Annotated in this window: 13 protein-coding genes; 5 read left to right on the forward strand and 8 right to left on the reverse strand. The window is 62.2% G+C overall.

All coding sequences use genetic code 11. The features are described 5' to 3' along the window. Nucleotides 1–12 precede the first annotated feature (12 nt). The 8 genes from pxpA to tssH all read right to left on the reverse strand — a co-directional run bounded on the left by pxpA (nt 13) and on the right by tssH (nt 13,323). Nucleotides 13–744, reverse strand: a complete 732-nt coding sequence (gene pxpA, locus ACSQ3L_RS27345) for a 5-oxoprolinase subunit PxpA (protein ID WP_436162732.1) — start codon at nt 742–744, stop codon at nt 13–15. A 12-nt stretch (nt 745–756) separates the two neighbouring features. Next, nucleotides 757–3,105: a xanthine dehydrogenase family protein molybdopterin-binding subunit gene (locus ACSQ3L_RS27350; protein ID WP_436162733.1), complete on the reverse strand. Its 2,349-nt coding sequence runs from the start codon at nt 3,103–3,105 to the stop codon at nt 757–759. Beyond that, nucleotides 3,098–3,595: a (2Fe-2S)-binding protein gene (locus tag ACSQ3L_RS27355; protein WP_436162734.1), complete on the reverse strand. Its 498-nt coding sequence runs from the start codon at nt 3,593–3,595 to the stop codon at nt 3,098–3,100. The genes ACSQ3L_RS27350 and ACSQ3L_RS27355 overlap by 8 nt, the downstream gene beginning before the upstream one ends. Continuing rightward, a complete protein-coding gene (locus ACSQ3L_RS27360) occupies nt 3,592–4,443 on the reverse strand; it encodes an FAD binding domain-containing protein (RefSeq protein ID WP_436162735.1) in 852 nt (283 codons plus the stop codon). Before ACSQ3L_RS27360 ends, ACSQ3L_RS27355 begins: the two co-directional genes overlap by 4 nt. 157 nt (nt 4,444–4,600) lie before the next feature. Then, complete coding sequence (locus ACSQ3L_RS27365) at nt 4,601–6,568, reverse strand: hydantoinase B/oxoprolinase family protein (RefSeq protein ID WP_436162736.1); 1,968 nt, start codon at nt 6,566–6,568, stop codon at nt 4,601–4,603. Between the two features lie 3 nt (nt 6,569–6,571). Continuing rightward, nucleotides 6,572–8,599 (reverse strand): hydantoinase/oxoprolinase family protein, encoded by a 2,028-nt coding sequence (locus ACSQ3L_RS27370; RefSeq protein WP_436162737.1) that lies wholly within the window; start codon nt 8,597–8,599, stop codon nt 6,572–6,574. A gap of 166 nt (nt 8,600–8,765) precedes the next feature. After that, the gene (locus ACSQ3L_RS27375; protein ID WP_436162738.1) at nt 8,766–9,746 is read right to left on the reverse strand and encodes a helix-turn-helix domain-containing protein; all 981 of its coding nucleotides are present in this window, start codon (nt 9,744–9,746) and stop codon (nt 8,766–8,768) included. Between the two features lie 796 nt (nt 9,747–10,542). Next, complete coding sequence (gene tssH / locus ACSQ3L_RS27380; protein WP_436162739.1) at nt 10,543–13,323, reverse strand: type VI secretion system ATPase TssH; 2,781 nt, start codon at nt 13,321–13,323, stop codon at nt 10,543–10,545. Nucleotides 13,324–13,653: 330 nt separating this feature from the next. On the opposite strand from tssH, the gene tssA reads away from it, so the two are divergent. The 5 genes from tssA to tssE are packed head-to-tail and all read left to right on the forward strand — an operon-like array spanning nt 13,654 to nt 18,128. Further along, nucleotides 13,654–14,826 carry a type VI secretion system protein TssA gene (gene tssA / locus ACSQ3L_RS27385; protein ID WP_436162740.1) on the forward strand — a complete coding sequence of 391 codons (1,173 nt, stop codon included), beginning with the start codon at nt 13,654–13,656 and terminating at the stop codon, nt 14,824–14,826. Between the two features lie 6 nt (nt 14,827–14,832). Further along, complete coding sequence (tssB, locus tag ACSQ3L_RS27390) at nt 14,833–15,372, forward strand: type VI secretion system contractile sheath small subunit (protein WP_436162741.1); 540 nt, start codon at nt 14,833–14,835, stop codon at nt 15,370–15,372. A 3-nt stretch (nt 15,373–15,375) separates the two neighbouring features. Further along, on the forward strand, nt 15,376–16,878 hold the full coding sequence (gene tssC, locus ACSQ3L_RS27395; RefSeq protein ID WP_436162742.1) for a type VI secretion system contractile sheath large subunit: 1,503 nt from the start codon (nt 15,376–15,378) through the stop codon (nt 16,876–16,878). A gap of 46 nt (nt 16,879–16,924) precedes the next feature. Continuing rightward, nucleotides 16,925–17,386 carry an Hcp family type VI secretion system effector gene (locus ACSQ3L_RS27400; protein WP_436162743.1) on the forward strand — a complete coding sequence of 154 codons (462 nt, stop codon included), beginning with the start codon at nt 16,925–16,927 and terminating at the stop codon, nt 17,384–17,386. Continuing rightward, on the forward strand, nt 17,373–18,128 hold the full coding sequence (gene tssE / locus ACSQ3L_RS27405) for a type VI secretion system baseplate subunit TssE (protein WP_436163542.1): 756 nt from the start codon (nt 17,373–17,375) through the stop codon (nt 18,126–18,128). Before ACSQ3L_RS27400 ends, tssE begins: the two co-directional genes overlap by 14 nt. Nucleotide 18,129 lies beyond the last annotated feature (1 nt).

Here is an 18,129-nt window from a genome sequence, read left to right on the forward strand (position 1 = left end):
CGGAAGAATGAATCATGGAAGGCCGTTGGAATGGGTGTCGATGATCCGCCGCATCAGCGCGGCGACGTCGCGCGCATTCGGCGGATCGGAGTGGATGCAGACGGTGTCGAAGTCGACCGGGCGGATCGTGCCGTCTGTGGTGACGAGTTCGCGTCGGGTAAGCGCCCCCACCATGCGGTGCTCGGCAAGCGTCAGGTCGATGGCCGACTGTACGCGCGGGATGATCAGGCTACCGCCGGGAGCGTAGGCAAGATCGGGAAAGAACTCGCCCACGAAGGCAACGCCGAGTTCAGCTGCCGCCGTCTCGTGACAGGTTCCCGCCATGCCGAAGAGCGGGACGCCGAACGGCTTGACCGCCGCGGCAATTGCCCGGGCCGCGTCCATGTCGTGCGCGGCCATGCCGTAAATGATGCCGTGCGGCTTGACATGGCTGAGCTGCCCGCCCTCGGCGGCCAGCATCCCTGTCAGCGCACCGATCTGGTAGAGGAAGGCGGCTGTCAGTTCCTCCGGCTGAAGTTTCATTTCGCGCCGGCCGAACCCCTCACGATCGGGAAGGGAGGGGTGCGCGCCAACCCGCTTGCCATGCGAAAGCGCGAGCCGCACGGTCTTCAGCATCGTCCATGGATCGGAGGCGTGGAAGCCGCAGGCGATGTTGGCGCAATCGATATGAGGCATGATGCCGGCATCGTCGCCGAAGCGCCAGTTGCCGTAACTTTCCCCCATGTCGCAGTTCAGGGTGACCATGGTTTGCTTGCCTCAGCCCAGAGTGTTTGCTGCCCAGCCGGGGGCGATGTGTGGGAGTTCCGGCGGTGGTTCTCGCTCGTGCAGCAGTCGAAGCACGCGCGGCGGCGTCAGTGGCAGTTGCCGCACCGGCTTGCCGATGGCGCGTGCCACCGCGCAACCGATCGCCGCGCCCACGGCCAGGATGGGCACCTCGCCCGCGCCCTTGGTGCCGAACGGCCCCATCGACGGTGCGCCCTCGTAGAGGTCGGCGGCGACCGGAACCACGTCCTGCGCCAGCGGCAGGCGATAGGTCTCGAAATCGTCCTGCGCGATGCGTCCATCGGCGGTGAGCGTCACCTCCTCATGCAACGCATAGCCCAGCCCCTGCACCACGCCGCCCTGTATCTGGCCCAGGATGGCGCGCGGGTTGAGCGCGCGACCGACATCTTGAACCACGCGATAGGCCAGCACCTCGACATGACCGGTGTCCGCATCAACCGCCACCTCGGCCTCGTGAACGACGAAGACGGGGATGTCGAGCGCATCGATGAAATGCCCCATGGCGCAGCCCGCCATGGCCGGAGTGTTCCTGGCGGTAAAGGCTCCGCTTCCTGAGATCGGGCCGGTGGTGGCCTGCGCATGGGCGACGACGGCGGGGATCGACATGCCCGAACCAGGACGTCCCGTGATCTCGACACGACCATCCCGCAGCACCAGGTCTTCCGGTCGGGTCTGGAGCATCTCACCGGCGCTCCGCAGCAGCTTCTCCCGCACCTCTGCACAGGCGGCGATGCTCGCAGCACCAATGGACACGGTGGTGCGCCCACCGCCAACGCCGACATCGAGACCCGCGGCATCTGTATCGGCCTCGCGCACGATCACCTGGTCGGGAGCAAGGCCGAGTTGCCCAGCCACGATCTGCGGCAGCGATTGCACCATCGTGCCCGATCCGATCTCCACACCCGACGTGACCAGCGTCACGCTGCCGTCGGCGTTCAAATTCACCGTCGCCGCCGAGGGCCCGACGAAAACGAACCATGTGCCGACCGTGGTCGCAATTCCATAGAGCCTGCCGTCGGCCTTCGCTTCTGATGTGCCGGTACTTGCACGCAACGCCTCCATACGATCGAGCATCGGACCCAGCACGTCGGCCTCGAAAACCTGGCCCGTGGCACCGAGATCACCATCTCCCAGGACATTTTTCTTCCGGAACTCCATTGGGTCGAAGCCTAGCGCATCGCAGATTTCGTCGGTGTGCCGCTCCAACGCGAATGTGTTGTAGACGCCGTTGCAAGCTCGGAAAGCGCCGTTGGGTGGTGTGTTGGTGTATACGGCGCGGCTGACGAGCCGCATTGCGCCAACCCTGTAATTGCCGCCCAGCGTGTGCGCCGTCATCGTCGTCAGAAAAACCTGTTCGCCTCCATACGCGCCGCAGTCCATCAGCACGACCGCCTCGCGCCCGGCGATGTGTCCTTCGGCGGTGACAGCGGACCGAATACGGATTTCCGCATTCTCGCGGCAGAGGCAGGTTGCCATCTCTTCCTGCCGGGTGTTTTCCAGGACCACGGTGCGTCCGGTCATACGCGCCAGAAGTGCCGTGATAGGCTCGATGGACGCATCGAATTTCAGGCCGAACCCGCCGCCGACAGGGGGTACAGTGACCCGCACACGCCCGGGCGGAAGCTGCATGACCCTTCCGGTGACATTGCGCACTGTCCAAGGCACCTGCGTCGAGGTCTGGATATGAGCACGGCCGTCCTCCCAGGAGCCGATGGCAACGCGCGGTTCGAAGGGCACATGGCTCTGCCGGCCGACGGTGAAGCTGCTCTCGACAATGCGTATGTCGGGACGGGCGAAGGCAGCATCGACGTCGCCGCGACTGGATTTTGCCTCCCATGCGATATTGCCGGCACGTGCACCGCCCTGCGTGATCACCTCATAGCCGCGCCAGCCCTCGTGGACGAGACGGGCGGCGGGCTGGAGCGCTTCGGCCATGGTGAACACCGGTGTCAGCGGCTCGACCTCGAGCATGATGGCGGCAAGTGCCGCCCGCGCCTGCTTCTCCGTCTCGGCGGCGATGACGGCGATTGGCTCGCCGTGATAGCGGATCGTGTCGATGGCCAAGAGCGGATGGTCGGCAATGCCGATGCCGTAGAGCCCTGGCGCATCGGCGCCGGTCGCCACCGCCCGCACGCCAGGACAGCGAAGTGCCGCCGAAACGTCGAGTTTGCGGATGCGCCCCGCGGGAACGGTCGACCGCAGCAGCACGGCATGCAACATGTCGGGGCGAATCCGGTCGTTGGTGTATTTTGTCCGCCCGCGCAGCTTGTCCTGCGCATCGCGGCGGGGAAGATTCATCACCGTCGCGGACAGCTCAGACATGGATGCCTCCCGCCGACTGGCCAGCCTTCCGCGCTTGGTCGAGGCAGTCGGCCACGGCGTCGACGATCCGCTCATATCCCGTGCAGCGGCAGATGTTGCCGACCATCGCCGCCTTGATTTCGGGACGGCTCGCATGCGGATTGTCACGCTCGAACGCCGAAAGGCTCATGACCATTCCCGGAAAACACATGCCGCATTGCACGGCATCGGCCGCCTCGAAATTGGCCTGGAGCGGGTGCAGCGCCTGGTTTCCGGAACTCAATCCCTCGATGGTCGTCACCGCGCATCCCTGGACGAGTCCAATCGGCTTCAGGCAGGAAGGCATCGCTTCGCCGTCAACATGCACCGTGCACGCGCCGCAAAAGCCTTCGCGGCACACGGCTTTGGTCCCCGTCAGGAATCGTTCCTGCCGCAAGATGTCGACGAGCGGCGTCATCGGATCGCCATCAAAGCGGCAGTCCTCGCCATTCAGCCGGAATGTCACAATCATGCCAGGTCCCCGGTCTTGAGAAGTGCGGCAACACCGCGCTTGACCAGCGGCGGAAGAACCTGGCGCCGGTACCAACCCTCCGCTTCCTTGCCGTCGCGGCCCTGAAAATCATTGTGCTCCAGTGCAAGCCCGGCGGCGCGCTCCGGATCGAGCGCGGAGGCCGGGTCCGCCGCCATGGCTTGTTCGAGCGCCGTCCAGCGCCGCGCTACAGGCTCCACCGAGCCGACGGCAATGCGACATCGTTTGTCTTTGTCCACCGCGAGGGAGACGATGGCGACGGGGTAGTCGCCGGCTTTCCGAAGCGGCAGGCGGATGTGAGCACTTGCGACAAGGTCGCGGCGCAGATGAATTCTCGTCACAATCGCTTCGGCCAGCAGCGTATGCCTGTCTTTGAGGAAATCCGAAATACCGAGGAGTTTTGGGCCTTCGAACGTCTCCAGCTCCACCGTCGCCTCACAGACGAGAAGCGCAGGGGCGAGATCGGCGGCGGCAAAGTCGAGGGCACAGAGGTTGCCGCCCACGGTGGCGACCCTTCGGATACCGGGATTGGCCGCATTCTCCGCCGCGGCAACCAGACCTTCGAAGCCCACTGCCCCGTACAACGCGCGGCCAAGGACTGCATGGGTAACGGCCGCGCCGATCACGACATGGTCCGGTTCGATTTCGACCCTGGACAAGGCCGGTATTCGGTAGAGTGCGACCACCGCCTCGGGAAGGTCGACCCCGCGCCGCGGATCACGCATCATCCAGGTGCCGCCGGCAAGCACCGCCGCGCCTTGCCGGCGTGCGGCCATTGCCTCTTCAAGTGTGCTGGCCGCGGTGAACGATCGTTCCACGCTTGTTGCCATCTGTCATACCCCTCGGAAGCAGCCGACTTTCGCAGCGCTGCAACATTGTTGCTCCAGCGTTAGGCTCCTGTGAAATAGTAATTCTTTGAAAATGGTATCGAAAAAACAGATAACTCCCTGCGAGCGCCCGCAAGGTTTGCGGCGCGCTCTTTAGCGCTCAGGTCCAGTGAGCGACCGTCCGTTTCTCAAAGCTCTCACGGAACTGGGCGGTGGTTTTGGGAAGGAGTTCGCCAGTCTCCCAGTCGAGGATCACGGCATAGTGCCGAACCGCATCGAGCGTATCGATACCGCCGGAGCGGTATTTGCGCGCGACCTCCTCAGGATCCATGCGTGCCCAGTCCTTCCGTTTCGCCCGGATGTCGGCACGGCAGGCTTCGGTTGCCGCCCCGTCGATTTCGTACTGGCACAGGTCGCGGTCGATTTCGCGGATCACCACGCCGTAGTCAGTCTTGGCGCGCTCCAGGGAAACGTAGTCGTCGATCACGTCCTCCATCACCTTGCGGGGCTCGCGCTCCAATGGATCGCCGAAACCGCCGCCGCCGGCCGTCGGACGAGCGAACTGGTCGCCTGTGTGGACGGAGTAATCGGAGAACACGGAGCCGAGCCAGATCTCGGTCTCTTCTCCGGCGCGCTTCATGGTCAAGCCGTGGGGCATCGACGGCAGGCCTCCTTCGACACCCCAGACGACAGCGCGCTCGCGGTCGCAAATATAGGACATGACGGCATTTTCAGCCTCAAGCAACAACGAGGTTTTCTGCACGCCGACACCGCCCCGCCATTTGCCGGGTCCGGCTGAATCCTGCTTGATCTGGAACTCGATCGTCCGAGTCGGATTCACCCGCTCGTTGCCTTCGTTCGGTTGTGACATCAACCCGGTTCCGAAGCAGGCGGTGGTGACATCGGCACCATCCTTGCCGTTGCGCCCGCCCCAGCCGCCGGGCAGCCATTCGTAGAACATGAAGATCGGCTTTTCGGGTTTGCGTGCGTCCCGCCCCCCGGCCAGCAGATATTCGAGGTTGAAGGCGCAGGCGATAGCGCGTTGGGGCATGATCTTCGACCACATCTCGAAGATCGCGTTCATGATCTTTTCGAACGGCATCAGGAACCCGGTCACCGCCACCGGCCATTCCGCGCTGACGATGCTGTTCTTCGGCGCGGTCACCTCGATCATCCGGTAAAACCCGCTGTTGAGTGGAAGGTCCGGAAAGAAGGTCTTCATGCCGGCGACCACGGCCGAGAAGGTCGCGCCCGGGGCGGAATTGTACATCGAGGCAATGGTCGAATGGCTTCCCGTAAAATCGTAGTGGATCGTGTCGCCCTTGATCGTCATCTTGATGCGGATCGGGATCATGCCTTCGCCGGCACCGAGATCCCGGTCGATGTAGTCGACCGTCTCCCAGGTGCCGTCGGGCAGCTCCGCCAGACGCTTTCGCACGGCACGTTCGACGTAGTCCTGAACCTCCTCCATACCGCGCATGACCTGGCCGCGCCCATACTTCTTGACCAGCCGCAACAGTTCGCGCTCGGCGGCCTGCGTCGCCTGCGCCTGGGAATGGATGTCGCCAATGATCGATGCCGGATCGCGCGTGTTGGCCGCAATCATGTTGGCGACGTCGGAGCAGAAGCGGCCGCGCTGGAAAAGGCGCAACGGCGTGATCCGCAGACCTTCGCGGAACATGTCTCGGGCGGTGACGTCGAAGGAACCCGGCACCGAGCCGCCGAGATCCGACCAGTGTCCGTTCGACTGGGAGAAGCCGATCAGTTTGTCTTCGTCGAAGATCGGCCGGACGAGCCGAACATCGCTGAAATGCGTACCGCCGGCATAGGGATCGTTGATTGCGTAGACGTCGCCGGGTGCCATATCACCTTCGAACACTCGGATCACCTCCTTGCATGTGTTGTGCAGTGTACCGACATGGACCGCGATGTCGTAGTTGCCCTGGGCGACCGAGTTGCCATCGGCGTCGTGCAGGGCATTCGAAAAGTCTCGGTTGTAGATGACGAAGGAATAGCAGGTGCGAAGCATCTGTTCGGCCATCTGGTCGACGGTGGTGATGAAGGAGTTCTTCAGCACCTCGAACGTTACCGGATCGAGGCCAGGGCTCGTTTCAATCAGCTTTGTCATGTCTCAGCCTTTCGTCACGATGAGAATGTTCAGGAAGCCGTCAACGGTCGCGCTCATTCCCGGCGGAACCACGGTGGTGGAATCGAACTGTTCGACAATGGCGGGTCCTGCAAAGGCAGCGCCGGCGCTGAGTTGGTCGCGTTCATAGACAGCCGCGTCATGAGATACGCCGTCGAACCAGACGCCGCGGCGGCCGAAGGGCTCGGGCACATGAGGCAAGACTTCGTGCCGCGGTATCTCGGCTTTCGGAACGATGCCGATCGCCTTGACCGCGATGCGGAAGATCGACACCGGCGCCTCTTCGCGGCGGTAGTTGAACTCGCGTTCGTGTTCGTTGTGGAATGCCTCGATCAGCGAGCAGATGCTCTCGATGCGCGCCGGCGCTGACACCGCAAGCGAGCGCCATTGGCCCTGGTACATCATCTCGACCGTGCGCTGCAGCGCCATGTCTTCCCGCGCCACGCCCTCATGGGCCAGACGCTCAACCGCCTGTTTTTCCATTAGAACAAAGGCTGTCTGCATCTCGGCGGGCGAGACAGTCGAAGCATCGGCCATGAAGCTTTCGGAGAAATCGTGTTGCACGTCGACGAGAAGGCAACCGAGCGCGGAGGTGACGCCGGGATCGGGCGGTACGATCACGGTTGGAATCGAAAGCTCCTTGGCCACGGCCGCTCCGTGCAAAGCGCCAGCACCGCCGAATGCGACAAGTGCAAAGTCGCGCGGGTCATAGCCTCGGCTGATGGAGAGAAGCCGGACGGCATTGCCCATATTGGCGTTGGCGACGGCGATGATCGCCTCGGCCGCCTGATGGAGCTCCATGCCGAAGGGTGCCGCCACCGTCTCCTGAACAGCCTGGGCGGCCAAGGCGGGGTCGAGCGTGATCTTGCCGCCCGCGAGGCTGGTGCCGAGACGGCCGAGCACGACATTGGCATCGGTGTTGGTGGCAATGCGGTTGCCATTCTTGTAGCAGGCCGGACCTGGAAAGGCGCCAGCGGACTGCGGTCCGTTGCGCAAGCTGCCGCCCTCGTCCTGCCATGCCAACGACCCGCCGCCCGCACCGATGGTCAGTACCTCGATGGAGGGGAAGCGGATCGGATATCCGAATTCGATGTACCAGTCTTTTGTGATGCGCGACTCCCCGTTCCAAGCGAGCGAGACGTCGGTGCTGGTGCCGCCCATATCGAAGCCGATCGAGTTCGGGAAGCCACAGAGATTTCCGATGAAGCGACTTGCGATCGCGCCAGCGGCGATGCCAGACCCCGCGAGCCGGGCCGAGAAATCCTTGACGCTCGCGGGCGTCATGACCCCGCCACCGCTGTGCAGCAGCAGGAGATCTCGTTTGTATCCGGCGGCGGCAAGCTTTTCTCCAAGACGCGACACGTAGTCGACGACGACCGGGGCACAGACGGCGTTCGCCATGGTGGTGGAAAAACGTTCGTGCTCGAAGATTTCCGGCATGACCTCCGAGGAGATCGAGACCGGCAGATCGGGCATTGCCTCCTTCAGGATCTCACGCATGCGGCGCTCGTTGGCGCCGTTGACATAGGAGTTCATGAAGCAGACGGCGATGGACTTGACCTGACGTTTCTTGAGAATCTCCGCGACACGGCGCGCGGCCTCTTCGTCCAGCGCTTCCAGGATCGTGCCCTCGGCACTGACCCGTTCGCGGACGGTCAGCCGGTCGCGGCGCGGGATATAGGGCTTGGCGACATCCTTGTAGGTGTCCCAGAGGTCTTCCTTGTTGGCGCGACGGATCTCGACAACGTCGCGGAAACCCTCGCTGCAGACCATTGCGGTGCGTGGCAGGCGGCGGGTGATCAACGCGTTGGTGGCGACCGTCGTGCCGTGAGAGAACATCGTCACCTCCGAAAGATCGATGCGGCCCTGCTCCACGCCGTTCATGATGGCCCGCATCGGATCGTCAGGCGTGGAGGCGGTCTTTTCGATGCGGATCGCACCGCTGTCTTCGTCCATGATGCAGATGTCGGTGAAGGTTCCTCCGACATCGACGGCAACTCTGATTCGGCTCATGACAGTTCCTTCGCGGGGTCTTTGCGGGCAAGGCTCGGCTTTCGTCGCCCCTTGCCGGGGTGACGTCGCAATAGATTGTGGACTTGGCTCGGATTTCGTCGGGTCTAACTCTTTGTTTGGCGCAATTCCGGACGGAAAACCGCTTCACACTTTTCCTGGAATTGCTCTAGTGCCGCTCTCTTGAGGTCGAAGCGCGGCCTGCCCGGTTCGCTGCTTCGCGACGGGTATCGGTCGGTGCGCAGCCGAACCGCGTCCGGTAGTGCTTGCAGAACTGAGACTGGTCGGCGAAGCCCCAGCGGTAAGCGATCTCGGCGACGCTGCTGATGTTGGTCACCGACATCAGCTCCTCGGCGCAAAGTTCAAGCCGGGCGTCGCGGATGAAGCCGTTGATCGACTGGTTGCTGTCCTGAAAAAGAACCTGCAGGTAACGCAGGGAGATGCCGCAGGCATCAGCCACCGCCTGCGGGCCGAGGTCGGAATTCTTCAGGTTGTCGCGAATATACTGCTCGGCGCGATGCAAATGGCCGGCCCGGATCGACGAGATGCTGCTGTCCAGCACGCGGTCGTCACTCACGATCGACAGGCACAGCATTTCCAGGATGTGCCTGCCCATCATCTCACGAGCGACTTCAGTGATCTCATCGAGATGGCCGATCGTGGTTCGCACCGTGTCGAGGAAGAGCGCGGCGATGCCTTGGGTCGCGTCGAAACTGAGCGCACTGAGCCGTTCGGCGGATCCGATCCGTGCCCGAACGCTCGATGACGGCACCTTCAGGACCCACAGCGCGTTTGGCTTGCCGTGCCAGAATTCGTAAGGCGCATCTCCCCTCTCGACGAGAAAGCCCCCCGGACTGCAATTGACGGTTCTCGACCCCTGCGAGAAATTCACCTCCGACATCTCCGGGATGGTGATGAGCAGGCTGGCGTCACGCTCGTTGAGGAAGTGGCGGCGATGGCGGCGATAGCTTACGGCATCGCAGCGCATTTTAGATACGCTGACGAGCCCGAGGGAGAAGGTTTCGAGCGTGCCTGAAAATTCGCGACGGTTCCGATACTCGGTGTCGAGCGGAAAATAGGCTTCGGTAACAGCGGCTTGCCAGGCATCACCGCCTGCGGGACCGCCGATCGTATCGACGACGTATTTCATTCCCCGACCTTTCTGGTTGGCCCGGTTGTCCCGGTGTTTTTCTGAAGATTACAGGAATCCACCGGCGCGTATTGGTCAAAAACGAATAAACTTATGTGGTCGTTTGGCAGCTGGCTCGCTTTCCCATGCAGTCGCGATTGCCTAAAACCTCCCAGCGATGGCTCGCAAGTCGCCGTGCGGCCGCCGGTACCACCTGCCCCCGCGCCCATATCTTACTTGGCCGCACTGATGTTTACCGCCTGCCTCGAACGGCAGCAGCCATGATGAGGGTCACTAGGCTATGCGTCAGCCTGAGGCCAGCTTGACCGGTTGGCTGTTCGGCTGGCGCGCCGAAACATTCCACCGGGCGGCGAGATCTATCGGCAGCTATCGCGAAAGCAGTGTCGCATCTAGTACGCCACTCTAACCGGACCTACGCTGCAGTGCGCTCCCCTATTCCCACTCGATTGTTTTCAACCCAGCTAGGTTATTGATCTAGCTGGGTTTTTCTTGCCTGCAGGATCAAAAGCCGACGCATGGCCCGTCAAAAAGTTACGCTTTTGATTTTAAAGGGAAAATCGCCGCAAAAAATATTTTGAGGTTTCACCAATTATCGGGATCAATCGGACGACTTTTGCCCACTGCCCGACACCATCACCGTTGCGCTACGCAAAGTACCGTCAGTAGTCAATCACGCCACACAAACTCGCCCTATTTGGGCGGAGATGGAGCGGCAGGCATGGGCTTCCGTGCCTTCAAATATTGGAGCCGGCTGGCACACCTGCCTAGTTACCGAAGCAAATCATCATCAGCATTCCTACTCGAAAGAATAGGTGAAGCCCTCCTTGGAGGCACCGACGGTTACCTTTGTCATTTTTTCGCCCTCGAGCGATCGGTTCAGCACCCCGCGACTCAATTCCGGCAGAAGCGTATTGGTCAGGATGGCATCGATCATGCGCCCGCCGGATTCGATCTCGGTGCAGCGGGCCTTGACCATATCCATCACGCCGTCGCCGATCACCAATTCCGCGTCGTTGGTCGCGCGCAGCCGGCGGGCGATCTTGGCGAACTGGTGACGGGTGATCGCCTCGATCATCGAATCCGAGAGCGGATAGTAGGGAATGGTCACCACGCGGCCGAGAAAGGCGGCAGGGAAGACCTTTAGCAACGGGCCGCGCAAGACAACGTCCAGATCGTCGAGCCCGGCCCGCAGCGTGCCGTTCCTGGTGCGGTCCATGATGACTTCCGAGCCGACATTCGAGGTGAGCAGGATCAGCGTGTTCTTGAAATCGATGCGCCGGCCCTCGCTGTCGTCCATCATCCCTTTGTCGAAGACCTGGAAGAAGATTTCGTGCACATCCGGATGCGCCTTCTCGACCTCGTCGAGCAGGATCACCGAATAGGGTTTGCGGCGGACCGCCTCGGTCAGGATTCCGCCCTTGCCATAGCCGACATATCCGGGCGGAGCGCCTTTCAAGGTTGAGACCGTATGGGCCTCCTGGAATTCGGACATGTTGATCGAAATGAGGTTCTGCTCGCCTCCATAGAGTGTTTCGGCCAACGCCAATGCGGTTTCGGTCTTGCCGACGCCCGAGGGGCCGCAGAGCAGGAACACGCCCACCGGCTTTTCCGGCGCGCCGAGGCCGGCGCGGCTGGTCTGCACGCGCTTGGCGATCATCTCCATGGCGTGATCCTGGCCGACCACGCGTTCGGAAAGGGTAGCGGCGAGCCGCAGCGCCTTTTCAGTCTGGCTGGACAGCATCCGCCCCGTCGGGATTCCCGTCCAGTCCTGAACCACCGCCGCCACGGCGTTGCGGTCGACCGACGGCAGGATCAGCGGCGTTTCGCCTTGCGCCTCGGCCAGTTCGGTCATCAGTTCGCGCAGCCGGGCAAGATCGGCGGCTGGATCGTGTGGAGGGGCTTTGGCCGCCGTTGCCTCCAAGTCGGCCTTGGCCGTTTCGGTCTTGGGCAATTCAGTCTTGGGCGGCTCGGTCTCAACCGCGACCGCGCCTGCTGCCTCGATAGTGGTCTCCTCCGTCTCCACCGCATCGAGCGGCACACCTTCGCCGCGCAGCCGGGCACGCAATTCGAGTATCTCGGCGACCAGGGTTTTTTCCCGGTCCCAACGTTGTTGCGCCGCGGCCAGCGTGACCTCGGTTTCGGCCAGTCCGGCGTCGACGCGTGCCTGGCGCTCGCTCACCTCGATGCCGATCGCGGCCTCGCGACCGATGATGCCGTGCTCGACCTCCAGCGCCTGGCGGCGACGCATGATGTCTTCGACCTCGGCCGGGGTGGCGTGCTGCGATATGGCGACACGGGCGCAAGCGGTATCGAGAAGGCTCACCGCCTTGTCGGGCAGTTGCCGCGCCGGGATGTAGCGATGCGACAGGCCGACTGCCGCCTCGATCGCCTCATCCAGTATCTGCACCTTGTGGTGCTGCTCAAGAACGCCGGCCACGCCGCGCAACATGAGAACGGCCACCGCCTCCGACGGTTCATCGATCTTCACCACCTGGAAACGGCGGGTCAGCGCCGGATCTTTCTCGATGTGCTGCTTGTATTCGGCCCAAGTCGTTGCCGCGATGGTGCGAAGTTCGCCACGCGCCAGCGCGGGTTTCAGGAGATTGGCCGCGTCGCCCGTGCCCGCCGCGCCGCCAGCGCCGATCAAGGTGTGGGCTTCGTCGATGAACAGGATGACCGGCGTTTCGGACGATTGAACCTCATCGATGACGGCCTTCAACCGTTTTTCGAATTCGCCCTTCACGCTTGCACCCGCCTGCATCAATCCGACATCGAGCACGTGCACGCTGACATCCCGCAGCGTGGGCGGCACGTCGCCCTCGGCGATACGCAAAGCAAACCCCTCGACGACCGCCGTCTTGCCGACCCCGGCCTCGCCGGTCAGGATCGGGTTGTTTTGCCGGCGTCGCATCAGGATATCGACGATCTGCCTGATCTCCGGATCGCGGCCGACGACCGGATCGATCTTGCCGTCGCGGGCGCGCTGGGTCAGGTCTGTGGCGTATTTCGCCAGCGCCGAATCCCCGCCCAGAGCCCGCTTCGGCGGTGTCACGGCGGCGGCAGCAGCCGGCGCAGCCCCGGCTTCGAGCGACCCTTCAGTTACGTCGGCAAAGCGCTTGATGACGGCGTCGGCATCGATCTTGTCGAATTCCGCGCTGATCTTCGACAGCAGGCCTTCCAGCACCGGCGTCTTCAGGCAGGCAAGGAGAATATGTGCGCTGCGGACTTCCTCGACGCCGAATTCCAGCGTCGCCAGGTTCCAGGCTTCCTGGATGGCATGGAAGATATGGTCGGAAAATTCCTCGATCGACGTTGCGCCATAAGGCAGCTTGTCGACGGCGCGGGTCATGTCGGCCGTGAGCCGGCTCGCATCCAGTCCCGCATCGGCGATTATCATCTGCACATCCGAGCGGTCGGAAAGCACAAGTTGCTCGATGAAGTGAACGAGTTCGACGTAAGGATTGCCGCGCAGCTTGGCGGTGTCGGCGGCGGCCTTGAAGGCGCGCACACCGACAGGATTGAGCTTGCCGACCAGTTCCTTACGCTTGAAGCTCTGCGACGACCGGCGCTGTTCCATCGAACGTGCTCCTGCAATCTGCCAGCCGATAACCTGCCACATAAGCCGCCACTTGACAAAGCGCGTGATGGACGAGGTCTCGATGACCGGTCCAGCCAGCTTCTTGCCTTTGTGGAAGTCCTGCACCGCCGGCTGCAAACACCGCGGAATTGCGCCCCTGCGCGATGCATTTCTCATGCAGGATCGGCAATCATGCTACGGATTTCAGCACCCGGAGGCGGTTGCATTTAGCTTCTGTTAATTTTTGAGCAGTCGTTGAATTGTGGTAAAGTGCGACGGTGTGATAACGTTGGGTCACATCTGGTTTGAGGGCCTTCGCTGGGGGTTGGTGTGATTGATCTCGCACTCTGGCTTGCTTCGCTCGACGGCGAGAATCCGTCCGGGGAAGATTTGCGCAACGACCCGGCTTTTCATGAGCTGGAGCGCCTGACCGAAGCCCAACTCAAGGTCGTCCACGACGGCAACAACAAGGCCGCCTCGCAAAGCACCATTCCAGTCGACTGGCCCGCTGTGCTCGCAAAGGCAGAGGAATTGCGCGCTCATGGCCGGGACCTGCGCCTGCTCGTGATCGTTACGCGCGCGCTGGCCAATGAAGAAGGGCTGGCCGGGCTGGCGCAAGGTCTGACCCTCATTGCGCGGACCTTCGATCAGCATTGGGAAACCATGCATCCGGCACTGCGGCCCAACGCTTCGCCACGCGATGCCGCCTTGCGCCGCATCAACGCGCTGCTCGACCTACAGAATAGGCAGGACGGATTGTTGGCGAACCTGCGGCAAATGACGTTCTTTGCGCCGCGCGCAATCGGCCCGATTCAGGGCAAGGATCTGGAAAAAGGTGCGCTCGACGAGCGCGTCATGCTCCAGGAGGCCGCCTCGGGGTTGAATGCGGCGGAAAAGGCCGCGCTGGTCAGTGCGCACGCACAACTCCTGAACCGGGTGCGTGCCGGATGTGCGGCACAGATCGATCAGGCCAATGCGGAGATGGTCCAGCTCATCGCCGACGCCCGGGCAACGATCGCGGCACTCGATGCGGTCGAGACCGCGCTCAACGCTCGTCTCGAGGGCGGCGGCGCTCCCGTTCCGGACTTAAAACGGTTCCTGCAGCGTTTGCTGACGACACTCGAACGGAATTCGGCAGCCGGCGCGGTGACGAATGGCGCGGCCACGCCGCCGATGCCGGCGGAACCGGCAACGCCTGCTCGAAACGGTCATGGAGCCGATGCGATGGCAAGTATGGCAAGCTACGCGGACTCGAGCACGGGACTTCCCGACCGGATCTCCTCGCGCGACGACGTGGTGAAATGCCTCGACCTCGTCGTCGCCTTCTATGACCGCACGGAACCGTCGAGCCCAATTCCGCACCTGGCTCGGCGCGTACGCCGGATGGTGCACATGGATTTTGTTGAACTGATGGAAGATCTCGCCCCTTCAGGGCTGAAGGAATTCAGGCTGCTTGCCGGCGTTCCCGATGCCAAGAAGACGGCTCAGAAGGATGAAAGGTAACGACACATGCCAGCCGAAAGCAAAGCGAAGGTCATCGAACGAAATCGCGCGCCGCGAGTGCAGATCGCCTACGATGTGGAAACCTATGGCAGCCCGACGACGATCGAACTGCCGTTTGTCATGGGTGTGATGGCCGACCTTGCCGGTGCTTCGCAAACCAAGGAAGCGTCAAAGTCGGTGCTGGACCGCTCCTTTGTCGAGACCGACGCGAACCGCTTCCCCAAGTTCATGGAGGCGCTCGGACCCCGCGTCAAAGCCCGCGTGAAAAACACGCTGCCGCAGGCCGAGGGCCAGGAGCGCGACGAGGAACTGGCGCTCGATCTTACATTTTCCAAAATGGGTGATTTCGCCCCCGACAAGATCGCCGAGCAAGTTCCGCAACTGGCCGAGATCCTCAAGATGCGTCGTCAGCTCGAGGAATTGCTCGGCTTCATGGATGGCCGCGTCGACGCCGAAAAGCGGATCGCGCAGCTTCTGAACAACGAACCGTTGCTTGGCAAGATCGCCAACCAGGCGCTGGCCGACGACGACAAGGTTGGGGAATAAATCATGGCCGAACAGCAAAAGACCGCCGCAGTCGCCGAGGCCGAAGCCATAGATCTTGGAGAATTCAGCGGGCTCCTCGAGAAGGATTTCAAGGTCAAAAAGGACGACAGCGAGAAGCTGCAGCAACTCGTGCGCAATCTGGCGCTCGCGGCGCAGTCCCGCTCAGACACAACGACCATCTCGTCCAATGCGATCAAATCGATCAAGTCGCTGATCGCCGGCATCGACAAGATGCTGACGACCCAGGTCAACGAGATCCTGCACGCGCCGGAAGTGCGTGAAATGGAAGGTACATGGCGTGGCCTCTGGTATCTCATCAACAACACCGAGACGGATCAGAAGCTGAAGATCCGGGTGATGAACATTTCCAAGGAACAGCTGGCCGATACGCTCGAAGACTATGAAGGCCAGATGTGGGACCAGAGCCCGATCTTCAAGAAAGTCTATACGGACGAGTATTCGATGCTTGGCGGCGAACCGATCGGCTGCGTGATTGGCGCCTACGAGTTCTCCAACCACCCGCGCGACGTCGGTCTGCTGCGCAACATCTCCGGCATCTGTGCTTCGGCGCATACGCCGTTTATCGCGGCCGCTTCGCCGCGCTTGTTCCGCATGGACAGCTGGCAGGAATTGCCGAACCCGCAAGATCTGCAGCAGATCGTCTCCAACCCGGCCTATGCCTCGTGGCAATCGTTGCGCGAGAGTGAGGACGCTCGCTACATCGGCCTGACCATGCCCCGCGTCCTGGCGCGGCTGCCCTACGGCACCGATACCGTTCCGGTGAAGGGCTTCACCTTCGAGGAAGAGGTGCAGGGCGACCACAACAAATATGTCTGGATGAACGCCGCCTTCCCGATGGGCGTCAACATCAACCGCAGCCACAAGCTGTTTGGCTGGGGCACGCAGATCCGCGGCGTCGAGAATGGCGGCACGGTGCTCAACCTGCCGGTGCACAGCTTCCCGACCGATGACGGCTCGATCGCGATGAAATGTCCGACGGAAGTCGCCATCGACGACCGGCGCGAGGCGGAACTGGCCAAGCTTGGCTTGATGCCCATCCTGCACCGGAAGAATACCGATCTCGCGGCCTTCATCGGAGCACACTCGCTGCAGGACGACGAAACGCGGGCGGGGCGGCTGGTCGATCCCGATGCACAGTCGAACGAGCGGCTGAGCGCCAACCTGCCCTACCTGTTCCCGGTCTCGCGGTTTGCGCACTACCTCAAGGCCATCGCGCGCGACAAGGTCGGCTCGTTCAAGGAGCGCGCCGACATGCAGATCTGGTTGACCGAGTGGATCAACCGATACGTGCTGGCCAACCCGGCCTTTGCCGACGACAAGGCGCGCGCCAAGCGCCCGCTTGCCGCCGCCGAGGTCCAGGTGGACAGCGTGGAGGGGCGGCCGGGCTATTACAATGCCCGCTTCTATCTGCGCCCGCATTACCAGCTGGAGGGCATCAACGCCTCGCTCCGACTGGTGTCGGAACTACCGTCCGTGAAGACTTGATCGCAGCAACGACAACTTGGTTTTTTGAAAGCGGTGGAGAAACACAATGCCCACAACTACGAAGATTGATGGCTTTCTGAAGGTTCCCGATATCAAAGGCCCCAGCACCCGCGACGGCCACGAGGACGAGATCGAAATCCATGGCGTCGACTACAAGATGGTCGCACCCTATGATCCGAATTCGGTCTCGCGCCGTGGCCGCGTGAACATGGGCATGATCAAGTTCACCAAGCACTACGACAAATCCTCGCCCTACCTGAAAAAGGCGTTGTTCGACAACAAGGCCCTTGATGAGGTGGTGTTTTCGGCGCGCCGGACCATCGATGGCGAAAGCAAGGATTATCTGGTCATCACACTGAATGACGCCTTCGTCATGGAATACGACATGTCGCAGGCCGAGGATGAGGAAGACCTGATCCAGGAAGAAGTCAGCTTCGCCTACAAGAAGATCAAGTTCGTCTATGACGGCAATGATGAAGCCGAAATGGATGTCTATGTCGGCAAGTGAGGTTCGGCGGCCCGGCGCGGGCAAGCAGCAGACCACCGGTAGCTTGCGGGCGAAAAGCGAAGCCGTCCAGCCATCGCTTTGGGATCGCCTCGTCAATGACCTGCCGGGTCTGACCTCGGAAATAGACGGGCTGCGCCATGTCCTGCTCGATGAGCTTGGCGCAGAACGCCTCGACACACTCGTTGCCGGCAGTACGCGGGCCATCGACGCCGATGCGGAACTGACACCGGATCAGAAACGCCGTCTGCATCGATTGGCCTTTCAGACCCAGCACCGCGTCGAGATCGAAAGCCGTGGCGTGGTGGTATCGGCCCGAGTGCTCAGGGAAGCGGTACGACGTGACATCGAGGCGCTCTTCAACACCGAGCGCTTCGAGGCCACGCCGCTTCTTTCCGATCTGGAAAATGAACAGGTTTCGGACAATCCACCTTCGCTCGCCGATTTTCCGGAGGTCCGCCGAAGCGTGGTCAATTATGGCGTGCCTTCCTTCTCGGGCCGCTCGTCCCGCGATTTCGATCGCGACGTGTTGGCGCGTGAGATCCGCACGGTGCTCGCCACCTTCGAGCCTCGCCTGAAGGAAAGCGCAACAAAGGTTACCGTCACTCTTGGCGACAAGACCGTTGGTCTGAAGATCGAGATAGACGCGGTGCTGATCATGACGCCGACGCCCGAACGTATGCGCCTGCGCACCACGATCAATCTCGATAACGGCTTGGCGCGGACCGAAATTAGGGACGCTTGAG

Source organism: Mesorhizobium sp. LjRoot246 (assembly GCF_964254115.1).
Classification (GTDB): Bacteria; Pseudomonadota; Alphaproteobacteria; order Rhizobiales; family Rhizobiaceae; genus Mesorhizobium.